Genomic DNA, 17,624 nt, shown 5'->3' with positions numbered 1-17,624 from the left:
CGGCCGCCTCAGATCGGCGACGACGCCCGCGGCGCGCCCCAGCCTTCGGCACCGACGGGCAGGTAGTAGTTGAAGTGCTCGGCTTCGTCGCTGTGCAGAAGCTCGTAGGCGTGGGCCGGCGTCTGGGACGCGAACAGCTCGCGCCTGAAGTTCGGATCGCCGCCGATCGTGCGCGCGAGCGCGGCGAGCACCTCGAGGTGCCGGTCGCGCTGGCCGCGAGGCGTGGCCAGGAGCACGACGCAGTGCACCGGATTCCCGTCGGGCGATGGGAAGGGCAGGCCGGTCGAGGAGAGGGCCATCGCGCCGAGCATGTGGTCGCCCTGCTCCAGCACGCCGTGGGGGATCATCAGGCCGCCCCCGAGGACCGTCGAGACCTGGGCTTCCCGATCCAGCACGGATTGCAGCAGTGGCTCCAGGGTGGCCTTGGGCAGGTGGTGCGACTCGACCAGCAGCTCGGTCAGCTCCTTGATCGCCTCCTCGGGGGTCTCGGCCGACAGTCGCGTGGTGATGTTCTCCTCGTGGATGAAGTCGATCAGGCGCATGCGATCCATGTTGGACTCGCCTGATCGCACCAGGGCCATTCGGGTCAGCACCGGGCCGACGATCTCGTTCAAGGTCACCACGGCGAGGACCACGGCCACCAGCAGGTCGATCCCCGGTTGCAACACGGGGTCCGACTGGGCGACCAGCAAGAGGCCGATGGCGATCGCGGCCTGGGGCAGGCGGGCCAGGCCCAGGTTACGTCGCACGCCGTCGGGAGCTCGAGCCAGTCGCATGGCCACGTCGGCGACGACCAGCTTGCCCACGGCTCGAGCGCCGAAGAGCACCAGTGCGATCAGACCGCCATCGAGCAGGACCGACGGGTCCAGCTTCATCCCGGCCAGGGTGAAGAAGACCGCGAAGATAGCCGGCTGGAAGTTGACCAGCACCGAATCGATCAGCTTCTCCCGGGCCGGCAGCAGGTTGGCTTGCACCAGCCCCAACATCAGGCACGCGAGCAGGTCCGACGTCCCCAGGCGGCTCGCCAGTCCGCTGCAGAGCACGACCCCGGCCAGGGACAGGGTCACCAGGCGCTCGGGCTTGGTGGTTCGCCTGGTCATGACGGTCAGCGCGACCCCGATTCCGCCGCCGAGCAGAATCGCCAATCCCAAGGTCTCGAGGACCGAGAGCAAGACCGCACCTGGCCCTGCGCCAGAGCCGCTCGCGCCGGTGACTCCGCTGTGCACCAACTCGAACACGAGGATGCAGGCGATGCTCGATAGGGCGACGGATGCGAGCAGCGTCTTCGTCATCACCCCCCGCGCCCGCGCCTCGCGCACCAGGGCCAGGGTCGTGGCGGGCGAAGTTTCGATCGAGGTCGCTGCCATCAGGCCGGCCAGGGCCGTGCCCAGCACGACCTCGCCCGTGCCCAGGGGCGTGAGCAGCATCAGCGCCGCGAAGACGAAAGCGGGCAGAACCGTCAGCTCGCCGATCAGCAACAGGGAAAGCCGCGCGCCGGCGTTGCGAAGTCGCCGCAGGTTGAGGTGCGAGCCCACCGCGACGGCGATCACCGCCAGGGCGAACTTGCTCAGCGGCGCCAAGTCGGCGATCGCGGCCTTGCCGTCCAGCAGGTTGAAGGCGGAGGACCCGGCCAGGAATCCGGCCAGGATCTGGGCCGTGACGCCGGGCAGCCGCAGCTTCTTCGCGCCCGCGCCGAAGACCATGCCCAGCGCGAGCACCACGCCCAGGACGAGCATCGGCGATGCGTCCTGGATCAGGGGCTGGTCGCGCAGGATGGGGAGCGTGGCCAGGATGGACGACATGTGGGGGGCGGGACCGCGGGCCTTGGACCGTTCGGCGCAACAAGCTAGCAGCGCCGGGGCGTCCGGGGGAGCGTCCACCGGGACTGAGCAGTCGGGGGCCAGCGATTCGAGCCCGCCCTCGGCCCCCTGTCCCCGCTGGGGTCCAACTGGCAGAATGGTCGCCTTGCGACGCCGTCCAAGATGAGTACGTCACGCACCCAATCCCGCGCCGCCGGCGCCGAACCCGTCGCGGGCCCCCCTGGTGAAGACTCGCAGGCGGCCACCGGCGACCTCGCCGTGCACCTGGTGACCTTCGGTTGCCAGATGAACAAGTACGACTCGCTCCTGGTCGAGGGGCGTTTCCGCAAGGCGGGGCATCGGATCACCGCGTCCATGGAGGACGCCGACGTGATCCTGTTCAACACCTGCTCGGTGCGTGAACACGCCGAGGAGCGCGTCTACTCCTGGCTCGGCGAGCTGCGGCGCGAGAAGGAGCGGCGCCCGAAGCTCCTGATCGGCGTGCTCGGTTGCCTGGCCCAGCGCGCCCAGGAAGAGGTCTTCAAGCGCGCCGGCCACGTGGACCTGGTGGTCGGCACCCGCCGCTTCCACCGCCTGCCGGAGCTGGTCAGCGACCTGCGCGAGCGGCGCGCCGACCCCGAGCGCGGCCGGCCGCGGGACCAGCGCGTGCTCGACGTCGAGATGGACGACGCGGTGGCCGTCCCGCGCGCGGGCGAGACCTACACCGGGGGCCTGCAGGGCTACCTGGCGGTGATGCGTGGCTGCGACCTCAACTGCACCTACTGCATCGTGCCCAAGACCCGCGGGCGGGTGATGAGCCGCCCGGTCCAGGCGCTGGTGGACGAAGCGACCTGGATGGTCGGGCAGGGCGCGAAGGTCATCACCCTCTTGGGTCAGACCGTGAACAGCTACGGCGAGGACCTGCCCGAGCCGGCCCCTGGCGAGCCCCGGGGCACCGGGCGCAGGGGCCGCCCGTCCCTGGCCGACCTGATGCGTGCCCTGCAGGAGGTGGACGGTCTGGAGCGCATCCGATTGATCACCTTGCATCCGTCCTACGTCACCGTCGCCCTGGCCGAGGCCATCCGCGACTGCGACAAGGTCGATCGCTTCCTGCCCCTGCCGGCCCAGGCGGGCTCCGACGACGTGCTGCGCGCCATGAAGCGCGGCTACACGACCGACCTGTACCGGGGGCGCGTGGCGCTCTTGCGCGAGATCGTCCCCGACATCGAGCTCTGTTCGGACTGGATCGTGGGCTTCCCGGGCGAGAGCGAGTCGGACTTCCAAGCCAGCCTCGACTTCCTGGACGAGATCGGGTTCGCCCAGAACTACGTCTTCAAGTACGACCCGCGCCCGGAGACGGCGGCCCACGAACGCGCGGACGACGTCTCCACGCAGGAGAAGAAGGACCGCAACCGGCGCCTGCTCGCCCAGGCCGAGCGAACGCAGTTCAACCGGCTGCAGGCCTGGGTCGGCCGCGAGCTGGACGTCTTCGTGGAGGAGGTCTCCGATCGCTACCCGGGCTTCCTCAAGGGTCGCAGCCACCACGGCCTGCCGGTCGCCTTCGAGGGCGATGCGGAGCTGGTGGGGAGGTCCGTGCGGGTGCGCGCCGCGGAGTCGACGCCCTTCGGCCTCACCGGCGAGCTGGTCGAGGTCGCGGCTTCCTGAGCCGACGGTGGTGGGGGACTCGGCGCAGGACGCCTTGATCGCGCTAGGGCCTAGGATCGGACGCCTTGTTCTTCGCGGGAGTTCGCGCGTCGACGAGCGGGTCATCGACGAGCACGGCTGAGCGGGCGACGGCCCAAATCGCTCCGCGCGGCGCGAGCGGCGCTCGATCGCGCATATCGCCGCGGTAACAGGTCGCCAGCATCCTGTTCCCGAGCGAGGTGCGGGGCAGACTTTCCACGGGTACGCAACTGAGGTCGCACCGCCCCCGTGACCGATCGACCCAACCATGACCGAAGTCACGTTCCACCTCGCCGCGCTCCTGCTGACTGGCGCGGTGCTCGCAGTCCAGCGGACTGGCCGCGGAGCGTCGGCGGGGGACAAGGCCTTCCGCCCGCTCTCGCTGCGCGGCGTGGCCCTGACCCTCGTCCTGCTACCGATCGCCTACGGGATCCTGGCCCTGGTCCTGTGCCAATTGTCGAGCTGGAGGCTGTTCGGCGCGGTCAAGCTGATGAGCTGGGGCCTGTTCCTGCACCTGCCGTTGCTGCTGGTGCTCCTCGGTCGAGGAGCCTGGCGCGCGGGCGCGCGGCGCGTGGCCGCGCTCGAGCTGGCCGGCGCCCTGGCCCTGGTCGCCGTGGCGGTCGACGCCTTCTGGATCGAGCCCCACTGGCTCGAAATCACCCACCACGAGCTACGTTCGTCCGAAGTCGACACTCCGGTCCGCATCGTATTGATCGCCGACCTCCAGACCGACGCGGTCGGCGAGTACGAGGAACGCGCCCTGCGCGCGGCGATGGAGGCCGAGCCGGACCTGCTCCTGTTCGCAGGCGACTACATCCACCTGCGCGCCGGACCCGAGCGTGTGGCGCAGATCGCGAGGCTGCGCCAGTTGATGCAGGACCTCGACGTGGGCGGCGCGGTCGGAGCGGTGGCTGTCGCCGGCAACTGTGACGGTCTGGACTGGACGCGCGTCTTCGAGGGCACGCGCGTGCGCGCGCTGGCCCGTCGCGGGCAGGTGACCCTAGGGCAGGTGACGGTGACCACCCTGTCACCGGACGAGAGTGACCACCTGCGCGAGCTCGACGACGTCCCCGGCTTTCACGTGGTCCTCGGGCACTACCCCGACTTCGCCCTGGGGGACATCGACGCCGACCTGCTCTTGGCGGGGCACTGTCACGGGGGTCAGGTGCGTCTGCCGCTGTTCGGGCCGCCGCTGATCCTCTCGGAGATCCCGCGCCGATGGTCGTCGGGCCTGCACGAGATCGCGCCGGGACGGTTCCTCTGCGTCTCGCGGGGCGTAGGCCTCGAGCGGGTGGACGCGCCGCCCTTGCGTTTCCTGTGCCGTCCGGAGCTGGTGGTCATCGACGTCCTGCCCGATTGACGGCGACCGATGATCCGCAGCCTCGAGCCGTGCTAGGCCAAGAGCCAGTGCCGAGGCTCCAGGTAGCGGTGACGTGGGAACAGGTCTGCTCCCGGCAACCCGGCGCTCCGGGCTCGGTCCTGGTGTCAGAACGAGTCTGAGATCGGCCAGCGCGAGAGGTGGTGCAAGTTCCGAACACACGGCGCCTTCAGCCGGTGGGCCGAGACGGACATCGGACCTTGCTCCGAGCGCCCGCTTCGCCATTCAAGCTCGGTGGGAGGGGGATTCGACCCAGCAGCTGCAAAGTCCAGGGGCCCTGATGTAGGGTCGACGTCCGGGCTGGTGCCGTCCAGCCCCTGTCCCTACGAAGGAGCCCCCCATGTTCGCGCGACTCTTGAATTCTTCGCTGCTCGCCCTTCCCGTGCTCGCCGCCGGCTGCCAGTCGACCGGCACGGGGGAGACGGGCGGTTCGCCCCAGATCACTCCGACCTTCGACGCGGTCCCGCTCGACCAGATCCTGGCCGACACCCCGATTCGGATGATTCCCGGACTGTGCACCGTCGGCGACGTGGACCTGACGGGCCAGCGGGTACGTGCCACCCTGGCGATCGAGCTCGATGCCGGGGGCATCTTCGGCCTCAACTCGATCCAACTGACCGACGGTCGCTTCGACTTCACGATCCAGACCTTGGCACCGATCACATGCACGCCGATCCAGGGCGTGACGATCGGCCCCCTGCGAGTCGACTTCGAGCTCGACTACCAGGGCGCCCTCGCCAACGACGGCGGCGAGAAGTGCGTCTACGCCTCGAAGGTCGAATTCACCCAGTTCAGTCTGAGTGGTATCGAAGTGCTCGACGGTGTGGTCGAGGCCGCGGTCAAGGAGAACATCCTGGCGGCGATCGACCGCATCCACGCCGAGACGCTCAACTTCGCGCCGCTCTCGGAAGGCGCCGACGGGCGTTGCACCGACTGGTCCGCGCTCGAATGACCGAGCCCGTGGCGGGCCGAGGTTGCGACGAACATGGATCGGGCAGCACCCGAACCGCTTGGACATTGCCAACCCATGATCAGCATGAGTTCGCCGCTCCAATGGTCCCGCATCTCGCCCTTACCTATCACCGCCGGGCTCTTTGGTGCGGCGCTGTTGGCCGACGCGGCTCGGGCCCAGGTCTGTTCCTTCCAGCGCTTGGGCGCGCCGGACGGTGCTCCCGGTGACGGCTTCGGCTGGGCCATCGAGCGTTCCGACAACCTGCTCCTCGTCACGGCGCCCGGGGCCGAGAACTTCGACGCCGTCACTGGCGCGACTTTCGGGCGCGATGGTGCCGCCTACTTGTTCCAGCGCGGCGCCTCTGGGCGTTGGGTCAGCGCGATCCGCATCGAACCGCCCGCCGACCTGCCCTTCGAAGGTCTCTTCGGCCGCAAAGGAGGGCTCTCGGGCGGCCTCGCGGTGATCGGCACCGGGCTCGGGGACACCGTCTATCCCTTCGAGTTGTTGTCGGTCGACCAGGTCGAGTCGGAGCCGCCGATCACCGTCGCCGAGGCTCCCGGCGCGTCGGCCCAGTTCGACGGTATCGAGGTGGTCGGCGACCGGCTGTTCTTGCGCGTGCGAGGCTCCCCGGCCGCGGCCAGCGGTGCCCGGGTGGTTGCCTTCCAGCGCGCCGGCGGCCTTTGGGTCGAGGGGGCCACGATCCCGATCACCGCTCAACCCACTGCCGGCGACCTGGTCTTCGACGGTCAGACCCTGTTCGTTTCCAGCGACGACGGCCAGATCCAGGCCTTCCAGGACGCCACAGGCACCGGAGCCTGGCAGCTCGCGTACGCCACGCAGGTGTTCGCGGGGGGCGACTTCGGGCTGCAGCTCGAACTCGACGGCCCACGGCTGGTCGCCCTCTCGGCCGCCACCGACCCGCTCCACCCGGCCTTCCCGCGGGTCAGGCTATGGCCCTTCGACGTGACCCCGGTCGGCCTGGTACCCCTCGCGACATTCGGGATCACCGGTGCCGGGACCAAGACCGGATTCGCCATCGACGGCGACACGACCATGGTCGGCCTGAATCTCGGAGGAGGATCCGTCGCGCGCTTCGACCAGCCCACGGCACCGGTCCAGCCGACTCTGGTCTTCGAGAGCGTCGCACCCGAGGCCTTCGACGACTTCGGACAGGCGATCGAGTTCGACGCCGCCTTCTCCCAAGTCCTGGTTGGCGCACGTCAGGCCGGCTTCCTGATTGGCCCCGACGCCGGTTTCGTGGAGGTGGTCGACCTGGGCGGGAACCTGTGTTCGGCGCTCATGCCACACCCCGATCAACTCTCCGTCGCGGCCCTGCCCGGAACGCTCGACCTGGCCCTAGACGGACCGCCGAGCCTGGCTGGCGCCACCTACTGTCCTGGATCGGAAATTCGGCGTCACTGCCCGGAGGTCCGATCGATGCTGGCTAGGCGCGCCGACGACGCGTATCCGCTGCGATACTCGGAGGAGGCGCTGGCGACGCCAGCGGCGATCGGAGCCCGGGAAGTGACGCCGAAATTCTGATCCAGGACACTACCTGGTGCTCGGCTCGGTCGGCTTAGGGATGCCCGGTATCCCCCCCCCCCAACGGCGTCGTGCTGGGACTGGTTCCCGACGCGCTGACCACGGCCATGCTGATCGGCGCGGGTCAGGCACCCTTCGGCGGTACCCTCGGCACGCTCTCGGCCGAGGGCGCTTCGGCGGCCCCTTCGATCGACGTGCCCGCGGTGGGGCCAGCGTTGATCGGTACCAATCTCTGGTTCGCGTGGATCGCCATCAGCGGTGCGATCCCGGAGGCGGTCTTCGCCAGTCCGCCCGCACCGGTGCGCTTCCTCCCCTGATCCCACCAGAGTGGGGGCAGACCCCGCCGCACGGTGCGTCGCGCCTACCGCGAGGGCGACGCACCGTCGGCGGGGTCCAGGTCACTCACAGGCTCAGCTGCAGGCCCAGGACCAGGGTCAGATCCGTCTCGAGCTGCGGGCCGTCGAGGTCCTGCCACAGGGGCAGCAGGACCTCCGCCGCCAGGCGCGCGCTGCCCAAGCGGCCGTTCACCCCGAGGCCGACGTCGAGGCGCTGGCCGGCGCGCAGCCCCGGATCGGCGGTGGGCACGACGGCAGCGTTGAGTTCCGGATCGGCGCCGCGGATGTCGTCCCACTGGACGTAGGCCAGGCGCAGGGACGCGCTGGCGTCGTCGGCGATGCGGTGCGCCGCCCAGGTCGTCAACTCGTGCACGTCCCCGAGGGTGTAGTCCTCGCCGTTCTCGCCCAGGCGGAAGAGACCGCGGGCCTGGGCGCCGTAGCTGCCCCAGTCCTGTTGTCGTTGGGCCGTGGCGCCGAGCACCACGTCGGTGGTGCCCGAGCCCAGCTGCATCGGGTACGGCAGCTTGGCGCTGGCGCTCATGGGCGTCGCGTCGCGCTCGCTCGTCGAGCCCGTCGGTAGGGACAGGCCACCCTCGAGGTGCACCAACCCGCCGTGGTCGCCACGCCAGACCGGGAACAGCCCCGAGAGCCGTATGTCACCGAGCCCCTCGGATTCGGTCTCGAACGTTCCGCCCATCCCGGTCAGGTGGGACATCTTCTTGCGGACGTAGGGCACCATCGCCATCAGCGTGACCCAGTCCTCGGGCGCGTACATGGCGCCGAACATCAACATCTCCATGTCCATGGAGGTGGGCGTGACCATGTAGCCCTGGCCCAGGACCTGGCTGTCGGACAGGCGGTGGGTGCCGTCGCGCGAGCCGTTCATCCGCATCAGCATGTAGCGCATGGAGAACATCCACCCCCCCTTGGAGTGGACGTGGTCACCCATGACACCGATCGGCGCGTGGGAGTCCGGCCGGTCCGAGGTCCAGTGCCCGTGGTCGGCGTCGAAGCCGACACTCACGAAGGGCGTGGTGTTGATGCCGAGCCACGCGCCCTCCTGGGCCTCCGTGGTCGGCATGCAGAGGGCAAAGAACGAGAAGCCAGCGGCCCATCGAAGGGGCCGGATCAGTCGAGTTTGGTCGAACACCGCAGAGGTCTCCGTCGAGCGGGGCGGGTCCGAGAGGACACACCGCTCCCGCAGATTGGATCTTCCGGGCTGCGAACCCCGTGCCCGCAGCCGCACGCCGCGGCCAGGCGGCGCCGGTGGCGTCACCCCGTCCGCGCCCCGCCGCGAGCGTCGCTCGAGCGGGCTGTTGTCGAACGCATGGGAGCGCGGGGCGGCGGGACCTCAGGCGCGGGCATCAGTCCGTCGGGGAACAGAGACTCGAGCGGAGACTCGTGGGCATCCGGCAGGTGCGCGTGTCGAACCTCAAGGGCCCGCGTGCGGTCGAACGCCGGCCAGGCGAGGCGCCCCGCGATGGAGCTCGGCACGCCGTGGCAATCGCAGCCGCGACGGGTGATCTGTACCGGTCGACGGGAGGGGGCGGGCTGCGGCGTGGAGCAGCAAGTGCCTTGTCCGCTCGGCGCTCTGTGCGGCGTGCTGCAATCGGCGCCACTGGATTTCGCGTGGCCCGCTTCGACGCACGTGCCGCACGCGGGGCCACAATCGCAGGAGTCCGGCGGGTGCAGATGGCGACTCAGCGGCGCGAGCCAAGCGAGAACGACGGTGAGCACGACGACCCCGAGTCGTCGCACACACCGATTGCGCTCCCGCCTGGTCATGTCCGGTCCCGGCTTCAGCCGAGCAGGTCGGCCACGACTTCCTTCTCGCGCTGCAGCTCGCCCACGGTGGCGTCCAGGCGCGCGCGCAGGAAGTCGTCGAGCTCGAGGCCCTGGACGATCTCGTAGCCCTTCGCCGTGGCGCGCACCGGGAAGGAGCTGATCAGCCCGGCCGGCACGCCGTAGCTGCCGTCGGAGGGCACGCACACGCTGCGCCAGTCGCCCTCGGCCTGGGGGTGGACCAGGTCGTGGACGTGGTCGACCAGGCCGCCGGCCGCGGAGGCCGCGCTCGACAGGCCGCGGGCCTTGATGATCGCCGCGCCACGCTGCTGCACGGTGGTGAAGAACTCACCCTGCAGCCACTCGCGGTCGGTGATGACCTCGCCTGCGGACTTGCCGCCGATGCGGGTGTTGACGTAGTCGGGCACCTGGGTCGCCGAGTGGTTGCCCCAGATCAGGGTGTGGCTGACCTCGGTCGAGGCCACCCCGGCCTTGGCGGCGAGCTGGGCCGTGGCGCGGTTCTGGTCCAGGCGCGTCATGGCGGTGAAACGCTCGTCGGGGACGTCCTTGGCCGCGTGCATCGCGATCAGGGCGTTGGTGTTGCAGGGGTTGCCGACGACGGCCACGCGCACGTCGGCGGCTCCGTGGTCGTTGATGGCCTTGCCCTGGCCCACGAAGATCGGCCCGTTCTCCTTGATCAGGTCGTTGCGCTCCATTCCCGGGCCGCGGGGCTTGGAGCCCACCAGCAGGGCCCAGTTGACGTCCTTGAAGGCGACGTTGACGTCGCTGGTCAAGACCATCGAGTGCAGCAGCGGGAAGGCGCAGTCGTCGAGCTCCATGGCCACGCCCTCGAGGGCGGCCATGGCCTTCTCCATCGGGAGCTCGAGCAACTGCAGGATCACCGGCTGGTCGGGGCCGAACATCTGGCCGCTGGCGATGCGGGGCAGGAGGGCGTAGCCGATCTGACCGGCGGCGCCGGTGACCGCAACGCGAATGGGGGCCTTGCTCATGGAAGTGGGCTCTGCGTGGATGGGGGCTGCGCGGGGGCGCGGCCGGGGGGCCAGGACGGCCCCTGGGGGCCTCGGAGGGTGCTCGGGGCCCGTGGGACCCCCGAATTACGGGCGAGCATTGTGCCGGCGGCGCCGGGCCCTGGCCAGGTCGCGGAGCCCCCGGACAGGGTCCGGGGACCTACGGTCGGGGGGCGGAGCTTGAGCGCGGGCGGTCGTGGCTTACGCTAGGCACCTGTGCTGGTCGATCGGGGGTAGCGGAGGGGCGTCCTCGCACCCGACATGAGCCAGCCCGAGGGGTATCGAGACTTGATCCAGACCGGTCCCGAGATCGATCTGCGCGCGGAGCTGGCGAAGCTGGCCGAGCGCGCGCGCGTGCTGCGTTTCGACGCCGCTCCGAATCCGTGCGTGGGAGCCGCCGTGCTCAGCGCCGACGGTCGCGTCCTGGGTGTCGGCTTCACGCAGGGCTGGGGAGGGAACCACGCCGAGATCGAGGCCCTCGAGGCCGCGCAGCTCGCCGGCGCGACGCGCGACGAGATGAACACCCTGCTGGTGACCCTCGAGCCCTGCTCGACCACCGGCAAGACCGGACCCTGCACCCAGGCCATCGTCGACGCCGGTCTGCGCCGGGTGGTCATCGGCGCGCTCGACCCCGACCCGCGCCATCGCGGCGCCGGTCTCGAGGTCCTGCGCCAAGCGGGTATCGAAGTGGAGCGGGTCGACGGTGCCACCCGCCTCGAGGAGGTCGCCCCGCACTTCCTGCGCTGGATCGACTACGAGCGCCTGCGGCGCCCGCGGCCCTGGGTCATCGCCAAGTGGGCCCAGACCCGCAGCGGCCAACTGTCGCCGCCCGAGGACGTGGGCGAAGGACGTTGGATCTCGAGCGAGGCCAGCCGCGAGGAAGTGCAGCAGCTTCGCACCCGCGTCGACGCGATCGTGACCGGTGTCGGAACGGTCCGCGCCGACGATCCGCGACTGACCCTGCGCGGCGCCGCCGCGGAGTCGGGGGCGATGGCGCCGATGCGGATCGTGCTCGACTCCGAGTTGGCCACGCCGGCGGACGCAAAGCTGTTTCAACCGGACGGCCCCGGCGAGAGCGGCGGCCCCGTCTACATCCTGTGCCGCGCCGGTGCCTCGCCCAAGCGGCACCGGGACCTGACCGACGCCGGCGCACGGGTCCACGGCCTGCGACCCGACGCCGACGGGCGCGTGCAGTTGCGCGGAGCCCTGGAGTGGATGTGGCGCTTCGGCGCGCGGCGCGTGCTGCTCGAGGCCGGACCGACCCTGGTGCGAGCCTTCTACGACGCCGGATTCATCGACCAGTACCGCGTCTACACCGGCTCGATCAATGGCGGGCAGGGCGAGGGCCTCGGCGACATCCTGGCCAGGGGCGGTCTGGTGGACCGTCTGGACCGCGAGGTGGGGCCGGACTCGGTCTTCGAGGCCTTCACGCCAGCGATCCGTCGCTGAGATCCGGTGGGCTCGGGCTCGGGCTCCAGGTCGTAGGCTGACGCGCACGATGTCGCCCGTCCTCGATCGAACCGATTCCTCGCCCTCGCAGTCATCGGCCCCGGGCCGACCGAGCCCGGTCCGACGTGTCCGCGCTTCGAGCGGATCGGGACGTGATGCCATCCGACGTTTCCGCGCGGGAATCGGGGGCGCCGTCCGGCGGGGCCGCGACGCCGTTCGGCGCGGCATCGACGGGGATCGTTCCGGGCTTGGCTCGGCGCGCTGGCCCCTGCTTGCCCCGCTCCTGTTGGTCGCCTGCACTGCGCGCCCGACGGCCTCGCCACCGCCGGCGCCAACGGCCTTGGATGCCATGCAGCGAGCGTGGGACGTGGGGCGCGCCGCCGTCCGCGACGAGGTGGTCGGGGACCGGCCGCAGTTGCGCGCGGCGTTGATCGACGCCGGAGCGGAGGCTCCGGATTGGATCGTGCCCCAGCGCGACCTGGACCAGCTCGACCTGGCCGCCCTGCGCGGCCCCCAGGTCTGGGCGCGGCGCATGGCGGCGGTGGAGTCCGACCCCGGCGATGCGTCCGCCCTGTACCTGCTTGGACGGCTCGAGGGCGAGGAGGGGACCGCGCGCATGGAGGCCGCGCTGCGGCACGACCGGGCCCAGGCCTGGGCCTACCACGCCCTTTCGGTGAACCACGAGCTGCGCAATCGGTCACAGGCCGCCCTGGAGAGCGAGCGGCGGGCGCTCGAGCTGGCGCGTGACCCCTTCTCGGCCGGAGTCTTCGCCAACCGCGTCTCGCTACTCGCCCTGCGCGCTGGCGACAGGGACGAAGCGCGCGAGGTGCTCGAGGAGCACCTCTTGGACGCGGAGGGCGCCGCTGCCCACGCGGCCTCCCTGCGCCTGGCGCGACTCGAGCTACAGGCCGACGACAACTACGTCGTCGAGCGCGGCTACCAGCGCGGCCTGGCGCTGCTGCGCGAGCGCCCGCTGACGAATTCCGAGGCGGGGGATCTGCTCAGCGCCCTGCAGTCGGGCAAGCAGGGGCGATCGAACCAGGCCTACGAGTACGAGGTCGTGCGCGCGCTGCTGGACGGGGAACGTCCGCCGGCCCTGGCCCTCGGCCGGGCGGCCATGGCAGGGCGCGACCTGTTCATGGTGCAGTTCGAGCTCTCCCGGGAAGCGGCGCCGGCTGTACCGCGGTCGACCCTGCGCGCGGCCTTCCGCCGCGGCGACTACGCCGAGGGCGCGCGGGCCTGGCTGGCGGTCCAACCCTCGGTGGTGCTCGACGAGTCCGGGCAGCCCCGCGACGAGCGACTGCGGCGGCTGTTCGCGACTGCGCTCGTGACCGACGCCGGAGTGCCCCAATCCCAACTCGAGCTGTGTCGCCGGCTGATCGAGGCCGGCTGGGCCGACCTGGCCGAGGTGCTGCTGGACGGGCTCGGCAGCGCGGCCCGCGAGGGGCGGGTGGACGCCGCCGAGGTGGAGCGTCTCGATCTCGCGTCGCGCGCCATCCAGGCCATCTCCGGGGAGATCGACGAGGTCGTGGGCGCCCTGTTCCGCGGTCGCAGCGTCTGGTCACTCGACCCCTATGATCCCGACGATCCGATGGGCGTCGAGCGGTCGCCGAACCCCGACGACATCGCCGGGGTACTCGACGCGCTGACGCGGTTGCTGAGGGAATTCGGTCCCGATGCGGGCCTCGACGACGAGTTGATCGAGGGACTGAGCGACTCACCACGGGTGCGCTACGGGCCGATCGCCGCGGTGGTCGCGCCGGGGCCTTTCCATGGCGTGCGCGACCAGCAACTGGGGCTCGGGGACGTCGGCGACGCGGTTCCCGGTCTGGCGGCGGTGGCCCTCGAGCTGGGTCGTTTCGCCCTGTTCGGCGACGCCATCGGTCGTGCGCCGGACGGCACGCTGCTCCTGCGCCTGTGGTCCGAGGAGCGTTCCGGCGAGCACCTGGGCGCTCCCTGGAGCGGCGTGATCACCTGGTGCGGCGGCGCGGAGGCCGACGGCGCGCGCTCGCGCGGCGCCGGCGAGGTCAGCGGCGCGGCTCTGCACGAGGGCTATTGGATCGACGTGGAGGCGGAGCGCGCGCGGCTGGAGCGTTGGCGCTCGCTCGAGCAGCGCTTCATCGACGGATCCGAGGACGCGGCACTGGTGCTGGGACTCGAGACGGCTGAGGTTCCGTCGCGCTTCGAAGGTGAACGACGCCGCGTCGAGCGTCGGCGCCTGGTCCCACCCATGCTCCAGTCAGATCGGGTCGCCCTCGCGATTCTGCAAGAGCGGCACCTTTCGGCGTCGCCGGATGGGAACCGGGAGCTCTTGTCCCTCGACGACCTGTTGGAAGTGGTGCAGGTACACGAGGAAGGGCACCTCTGCGATCGCAGCCGCTTCCTGCCCCTGGGGCGCAACTTCGCGCGGTTGCTCGGCCTGCTCCTGCGCGAGTCCGTTGGCGAGCTCGGGATCGAACGGCGCGTGGAGTATCGTGCCCAGGCGGTGGCCCTGGCCTGCGTCAGCGAACCGCGCCTGGCCTTGATCGACCTGTTGGATGCCGCCGAGGTCGACACCCGCAACCACACGGTCCACGCCTTCGCCTACCGGCGCTTGCTGGAGGACTTCCTGGTGGAGCTGGACCGCGAACTCGCGGCGGATCCCGCCGCCTTCCCGGCGCTCGACGGTGAGCGCTACCTCGTGCACCAGTTGCACCGACTCACGGCCGATCAGGTGCGCGCCGTGGCGATCGAGGTCGCGCGCAACGAGGGGCTGGTCGAGGCGGACTGACGATCGCGCAGCGGTTCGACCGGACGGTCGAACCGGCGTTCAACGGCCAGCCCAGGCGTGGGGACCGCTGGCCAGGGCCTCGCGCTGGGCCTCGGACAAGAGCAGGGGCGCGAGCCCGCGCAGGTCCGTCGCGTTGGAGCGCACCGCCGCCGCCGAGTGCACGGCGTCCCTCGCGACGACCCCACCGAAGGCGACGAATCGATCCACGGCCCCGGCGACCGCGGCTTCGAGGTCGGTGGCTCCGTCGCCGACCAGAGCCGCGGGCCGGGCCAGACCCAGGGCGTTCAGGAGCCGCGGCTTCCCGCCGGCGCAGGCCAGGGGCGTGGTGGCGTCGAAGCCCGCGTAGTTCCCATGCTCGTCGAAGTCGAGCTCGACCGCGTGGACGCGCTCGGCTGCCAGGCCGAGCTCGCGTCCCACGTGCCGAACCGCCAGGGCCAGGCCGCCGGAGACGATTCGAACGCCCACACCCGCGGCTCCCAGCGCGGCGAAGAGCTCCCGCGCGCCCGGCAGAAGGGTCTCCACGTAGCGCTGACCCAGGGCCTCGACGCCCGCTCGGGTCGGGCGCACCCGTTCGAGTCGCGCGCCGAAGATCGCCTCGAGCGGCAGCTCGCCGGACATGGCGCGGTCGGTCAACTCGGCCAGTTCGGCCGCCAGTCCGCCTGCCAACTCGTCGATGCCCTCGATCGTCGACAGGGTCGAGTCGCAGTCGAAGACCACCTCGCGGTAGGGCGGCGGAAGGTCGCCGATGCGGTCGGTCGTTCCCACGGCGCGCGGCTCCTCAGGGTCGCAGGGCGGTGCGGATCAACAGCTCGAGGTCCTCGGTGCCGACCTTGCGCGACGCGGCCTCCACGCCCTTGCGCGCGTCGTTCTCGCTGAAGCCGATCGAGACCAGTGCCGAGGCGGCCACGGCCAGGATTCCGTCCGCCGAAGCGGGAGGCGTGCCGTCGGTCGAGGGCGGCGAGTCCCAGGCGTCGAGTTGGTCCGAGAGGTCGAGCAGGATCTGGTCCGCGGTCTTGCGACCCACGCCCTTGACCCGCGTCAAGCGCAGGGCGTCGCCGGCGCGGATGCACTCCACCAGTTCCTCGGGCTCCATGCCCGACAGGAGCGCGATGGCCATCGACGGCCCGACCTTCTTGACCTTCAAGAGCAGCCGGAAGAGGTCGCGCCAGGACTGTTCGGGGAAGCCGTACAGCACGTGCGCGTCCTCGCGCACCGCCAGGTGCGTCCAGACCTGCAGCGGGTCCTCGTCGGCGAAGCGCGCGCCGGCGGGGACTACGAGGTCGTAGCCCACGCCGTTCACGTCCAGCACGAGGCGCGCGGGGCTGCGGCGGGCGCAGCGTCCTCGGAGGAACTCGTACACGCGATCGCGCCGCCCGCGGCGCCTACTCGCCCGCCAGCTTGAGGCTCATGTCGGTCAACTTGGCGCGCAGCTCCTGGAGCGAGGTGCTGCCGAAGTTCGGCATGCCCAAGAGTTCGTCGGCCGAGTGCTTGGTGATGTCCCCGATCGTCAGGCAACCCAGGGCCTCGACCGTGCGGCGGGCGCGGATCGAGAGCTGCAGGTCGGTGATCGGTCGGTTGCTGATGTCACCGTCGTCGTTGGTGGTGGCACCGGTGCTGCCCGCGGCCACGGGCCGGCGAGCGCGGGCCTCGATGCTGGCCACGGCCTCCTCGCGGGGCATGCCCAGGCGCAGGCCCTTCGAGCGCAGGATCTCCTTGATCTCGTTCAGCGAGGTCTCGCCGAAGTTCTTGTAGGAGAGCAGCTCCTGCTCGGTCTTGGTGACCAGGTCGCCCAGGGTGTGGATCTGCATCTTGTTGAGGCAGTTCCGCGCGCGGACCGAGAGCTCGAAGTCGGTGATCGGGATGCGCAGGATCTGGTTGAGCTTGTCCTCTTTGCGCTCCAGATCCTCGTCGTAGTACATGTCCATCGCCGAGACGGCGTCGGCCAGGTACAGCCGCGCCCGCTCGTCGGTGGGGTTCGAGTTGCTGACGATGTCGTACAGCGCCGCCGCGTCCTGGTCGCGTCCGGTGTCCTCGTAGAGCACGCCCAGGTTCATCAGGTGCGAGCTGTTGCAGAGGCGCATCTCGAGCGCCTCCTCGTAGAACTGGATCGCCAGGTCGTCGAGGCCCGCGCGCTCGGCGGCGTAGGCGGCGCGCAGCAGGTTGTTGCGCAGGGTCGGGTCGAGCTCGTGGGCCGCGGCGTAGTGGTCCAGGGCCTCGCTCAGGTCGCGCTTCAGTTCGGCGCGGCGACCGAGCAGGTAGCGACCATCCGCACTCTGCAGAAAGCCCGGGTCGGCGCCGTCGAGTTCGGCGTCGAGCACCGCGGTGCCCTTCTCCGGCTCGGTCAGCTCGTCGACCCCTTCGAGGGCCGCTTCGAGGCGCGCCTCGATCAACCCGCCGCGCGGACGCGGCTCGTTCGGGTAGTCCTTGGTCAAACGCTCGAAGAGCGGGATCGCCTCGGCGTTGCGGCCCAGGCTGATCAGGGAACGGGCGCGGGTGTAGTCCGCGACGTCGTCACCCTCGAACTTGGCGAGCAGCTTCACGGACTCTTCGTGGCGCGCGAGCATCCACAGGCCCAGACCCTTCTTGCGGCCCTGGTCGCCGTCGGGCCCGAGGGCTTCGATGTCCTTCGCGAACCCGTTGCGAGTCGAAGAAGTCCGGAAGATCGCAGCTCGTCCGGCCTGCAGGGCCGCGAAGCTCGCGTTCTCGAGGTGGGAGAGGTCGAAAGCGTGCTCGTGGGCGGGAGCTTCGGCGGTGGCGGTCTCGGTCGACATCTGCCTGCGTGTTGTTCGGTGGGCAACCGCGGCGGGCGGCTGCTGGGCGGGGCGGGGCGGTCGCGGCCAGGGGCGGTCGCGATCCTTGGGTCACGTCTGGATCGGGCGCGAGCGAGCGAGCGGGCTCGGTTCGGG

General features: G+C 70.8%; 13 protein-coding genes. 7 read left to right on the top strand and 6 right to left on the bottom strand.

Going from position 1 to position 17,624, the window contains the following annotated elements; all coding sequences use genetic code 11:
* Window positions 1–8 precede the first annotated feature (8 nt).
* Window positions 9–1,802: a cation:proton antiporter domain-containing protein gene (locus Pla133_RS14955; RefSeq protein WP_145066612.1), complete on the bottom strand. Its 1,794-nt coding sequence runs from the start codon at window positions 1,800–1,802 to the stop codon at window positions 9–11.
* A 180-nt stretch (window positions 1,803–1,982) separates the two neighbouring features.
* Here Pla133_RS14955 and miaB point away from each other — a divergent pair, with 180 nt between their 5' ends.
* From miaB to Pla133_RS14930, 5 genes are all read left to right on the top strand, one after another.
* On the top strand, window positions 1,983–3,464 hold the full coding sequence (miaB, locus tag Pla133_RS14950; protein WP_145066609.1) for a tRNA (N6-isopentenyl adenosine(37)-C2)-methylthiotransferase MiaB: 1,482 nt from the start codon (window positions 1,983–1,985) through the stop codon (window positions 3,462–3,464).
* Between the two features lie 286 nt (window positions 3,465–3,750).
* Window positions 3,751–4,842 carry a metallophosphoesterase gene (locus Pla133_RS14945; protein WP_145066607.1) on the top strand — a complete coding sequence of 364 codons (1,092 nt, stop codon included), beginning with the start codon at window positions 3,751–3,753 and terminating at the stop codon, window positions 4,840–4,842.
* A gap of 358 nt (window positions 4,843–5,200) precedes the next feature.
* Window positions 5,201–5,812: a hypothetical protein gene (locus Pla133_RS14940; protein ID WP_145066605.1), complete on the top strand. Its 612-nt coding sequence runs from the start codon at window positions 5,201–5,203 to the stop codon at window positions 5,810–5,812.
* Window positions 5,813–5,896: 84 nt separating this feature from the next.
* Entirely contained in the window at window positions 5,897–7,354 is a 1,458-nt protein-coding gene (locus Pla133_RS14935) for a hypothetical protein (RefSeq protein WP_419191559.1), read from the top strand.
* Between the two features lie 71 nt (window positions 7,355–7,425).
* A complete protein-coding gene (locus Pla133_RS14930) occupies window positions 7,426–7,671 on the top strand; it encodes a hypothetical protein (RefSeq protein ID WP_145066600.1) in 246 nt (81 codons plus the stop codon).
* Between the two features lie 85 nt (window positions 7,672–7,756).
* Here the strand turns inward: Pla133_RS14930 and Pla133_RS14925 are convergent, their stop codons facing one another.
* Both Pla133_RS14925 and Pla133_RS14920 read right to left on the bottom strand, forming a co-directional pair.
* Entirely contained in the window at window positions 7,757–8,839 is a 1,083-nt protein-coding gene (locus Pla133_RS14925; RefSeq protein ID WP_145066598.1) for a transporter family protein, read from the bottom strand.
* Window positions 8,840–9,488: 649 nt separating this feature from the next.
* Complete coding sequence (locus Pla133_RS14920; RefSeq protein WP_145066596.1) at window positions 9,489–10,481, bottom strand: malate dehydrogenase; 993 nt, start codon at window positions 10,479–10,481, stop codon at window positions 9,489–9,491.
* A gap of 279 nt (window positions 10,482–10,760) precedes the next feature.
* Between Pla133_RS14920 and ribD the strand changes: the two genes are divergently transcribed.
* Both ribD and Pla133_RS14910 read left to right on the top strand, forming a co-directional pair.
* Entirely contained in the window at window positions 10,761–11,948 is a 1,188-nt protein-coding gene (gene ribD, locus Pla133_RS14915) for a bifunctional diaminohydroxyphosphoribosylaminopyrimidine deaminase/5-amino-6-(5-phosphoribosylamino)uracil reductase RibD (RefSeq protein ID WP_145066594.1), read from the top strand.
* A 349-nt stretch (window positions 11,949–12,297) separates the two neighbouring features.
* A complete protein-coding gene (locus Pla133_RS14910; RefSeq protein ID WP_145066592.1) occupies window positions 12,298–14,718 on the top strand; it encodes a hypothetical protein in 2,421 nt (806 codons plus the stop codon).
* A gap of 39 nt (window positions 14,719–14,757) precedes the next feature.
* Here the strand turns inward: Pla133_RS14910 and Pla133_RS14905 are convergent, their stop codons facing one another.
* From Pla133_RS14905 to Pla133_RS14895, 3 genes are read right to left on the bottom strand one after another with little or no spacing between them, the layout of a single operon-like run.
* Window positions 14,758–15,483, bottom strand: coding sequence for an HAD-IB family phosphatase (locus Pla133_RS14905; protein WP_145066590.1), 726 nt, complete (start codon window positions 15,481–15,483; stop codon window positions 14,758–14,760).
* Between the two features lie 13 nt (window positions 15,484–15,496).
* The gene (gene ruvA / locus Pla133_RS14900) at window positions 15,497–16,078 is read right to left on the bottom strand and encodes a Holliday junction branch migration protein RuvA (RefSeq protein WP_145066588.1); all 582 of its coding nucleotides are present in this window, start codon (window positions 16,076–16,078) and stop codon (window positions 15,497–15,499) included.
* A 22-nt stretch (window positions 16,079–16,100) separates the two neighbouring features.
* A complete protein-coding gene (locus tag Pla133_RS14895) occupies window positions 16,101–17,489 on the bottom strand; it encodes a DNA-directed RNA polymerase subunit alpha C-terminal domain-containing protein (protein ID WP_145066586.1) in 1,389 nt (462 codons plus the stop codon).
* Between the last annotated feature and the right edge of the window lie 135 nt (window positions 17,490–17,624).

Origin of the sequence: Engelhardtia mirabilis (genome assembly GCF_007748095.1) — a bacterium.
Lineage (GTDB): Bacteria > Planctomycetota > UBA1135 > UBA1135.
The sequence above is the reverse complement of the archived record's forward strand: the minus strand, read 5'-3'. Positions and strand labels throughout refer to the sequence as shown.

What these genes read in the sequence shown, in the direction of transcription:
- Pla133_RS14955 (WP_145066612.1), bottom strand. Translation starts at nt 1,802, where the DNA reads ATGTCGTCCATCCTGGCCACGCTCCCCATCCTGCGCGACCAGCCCCTG.
- Pla133_RS14945 (WP_145066607.1), top strand. Translation starts at nt 3,751, where the DNA reads ATGACCGAAGTCACGTTCCACCTCGCCGCGCTCCTGCTGACTGGCGCG.
- Pla133_RS14935 (WP_419191559.1), top strand. Translation starts at nt 5,897, where the DNA reads ATGAGTTCGCCGCTCCAATGGTCCCGCATCTCGCCCTTACCTATCACC.
- miaB (WP_145066609.1), top strand. Translation starts at nt 1,983, where the DNA reads ATGAGTACGTCACGCACCCAATCCCGCGCCGCCGGCGCCGAACCCGTC.
- ribD (WP_145066594.1), top strand. Translation starts at nt 10,761, where the DNA reads ATGAGCCAGCCCGAGGGGTATCGAGACTTGATCCAGACCGGTCCCGAG.
- Pla133_RS14940 (WP_145066605.1), top strand. Translation starts at nt 5,201, where the DNA reads ATGTTCGCGCGACTCTTGAATTCTTCGCTGCTCGCCCTTCCCGTGCTC.
- Pla133_RS14920 (WP_145066596.1), bottom strand. Translation starts at nt 10,481, where the DNA reads ATGAGCAAGGCCCCCATTCGCGTTGCGGTCACCGGCGCCGCCGGTCAG.
- Pla133_RS14910 (WP_145066592.1), top strand. Translation starts at nt 12,298, where the DNA reads ATGCAGCGAGCGTGGGACGTGGGGCGCGCCGCCGTCCGCGACGAGGTG.
- Pla133_RS14895 (WP_145066586.1), bottom strand. Translation starts at nt 17,489, where the DNA reads ATGTCGACCGAGACCGCCACCGCCGAAGCTCCCGCCCACGAGCACGCT.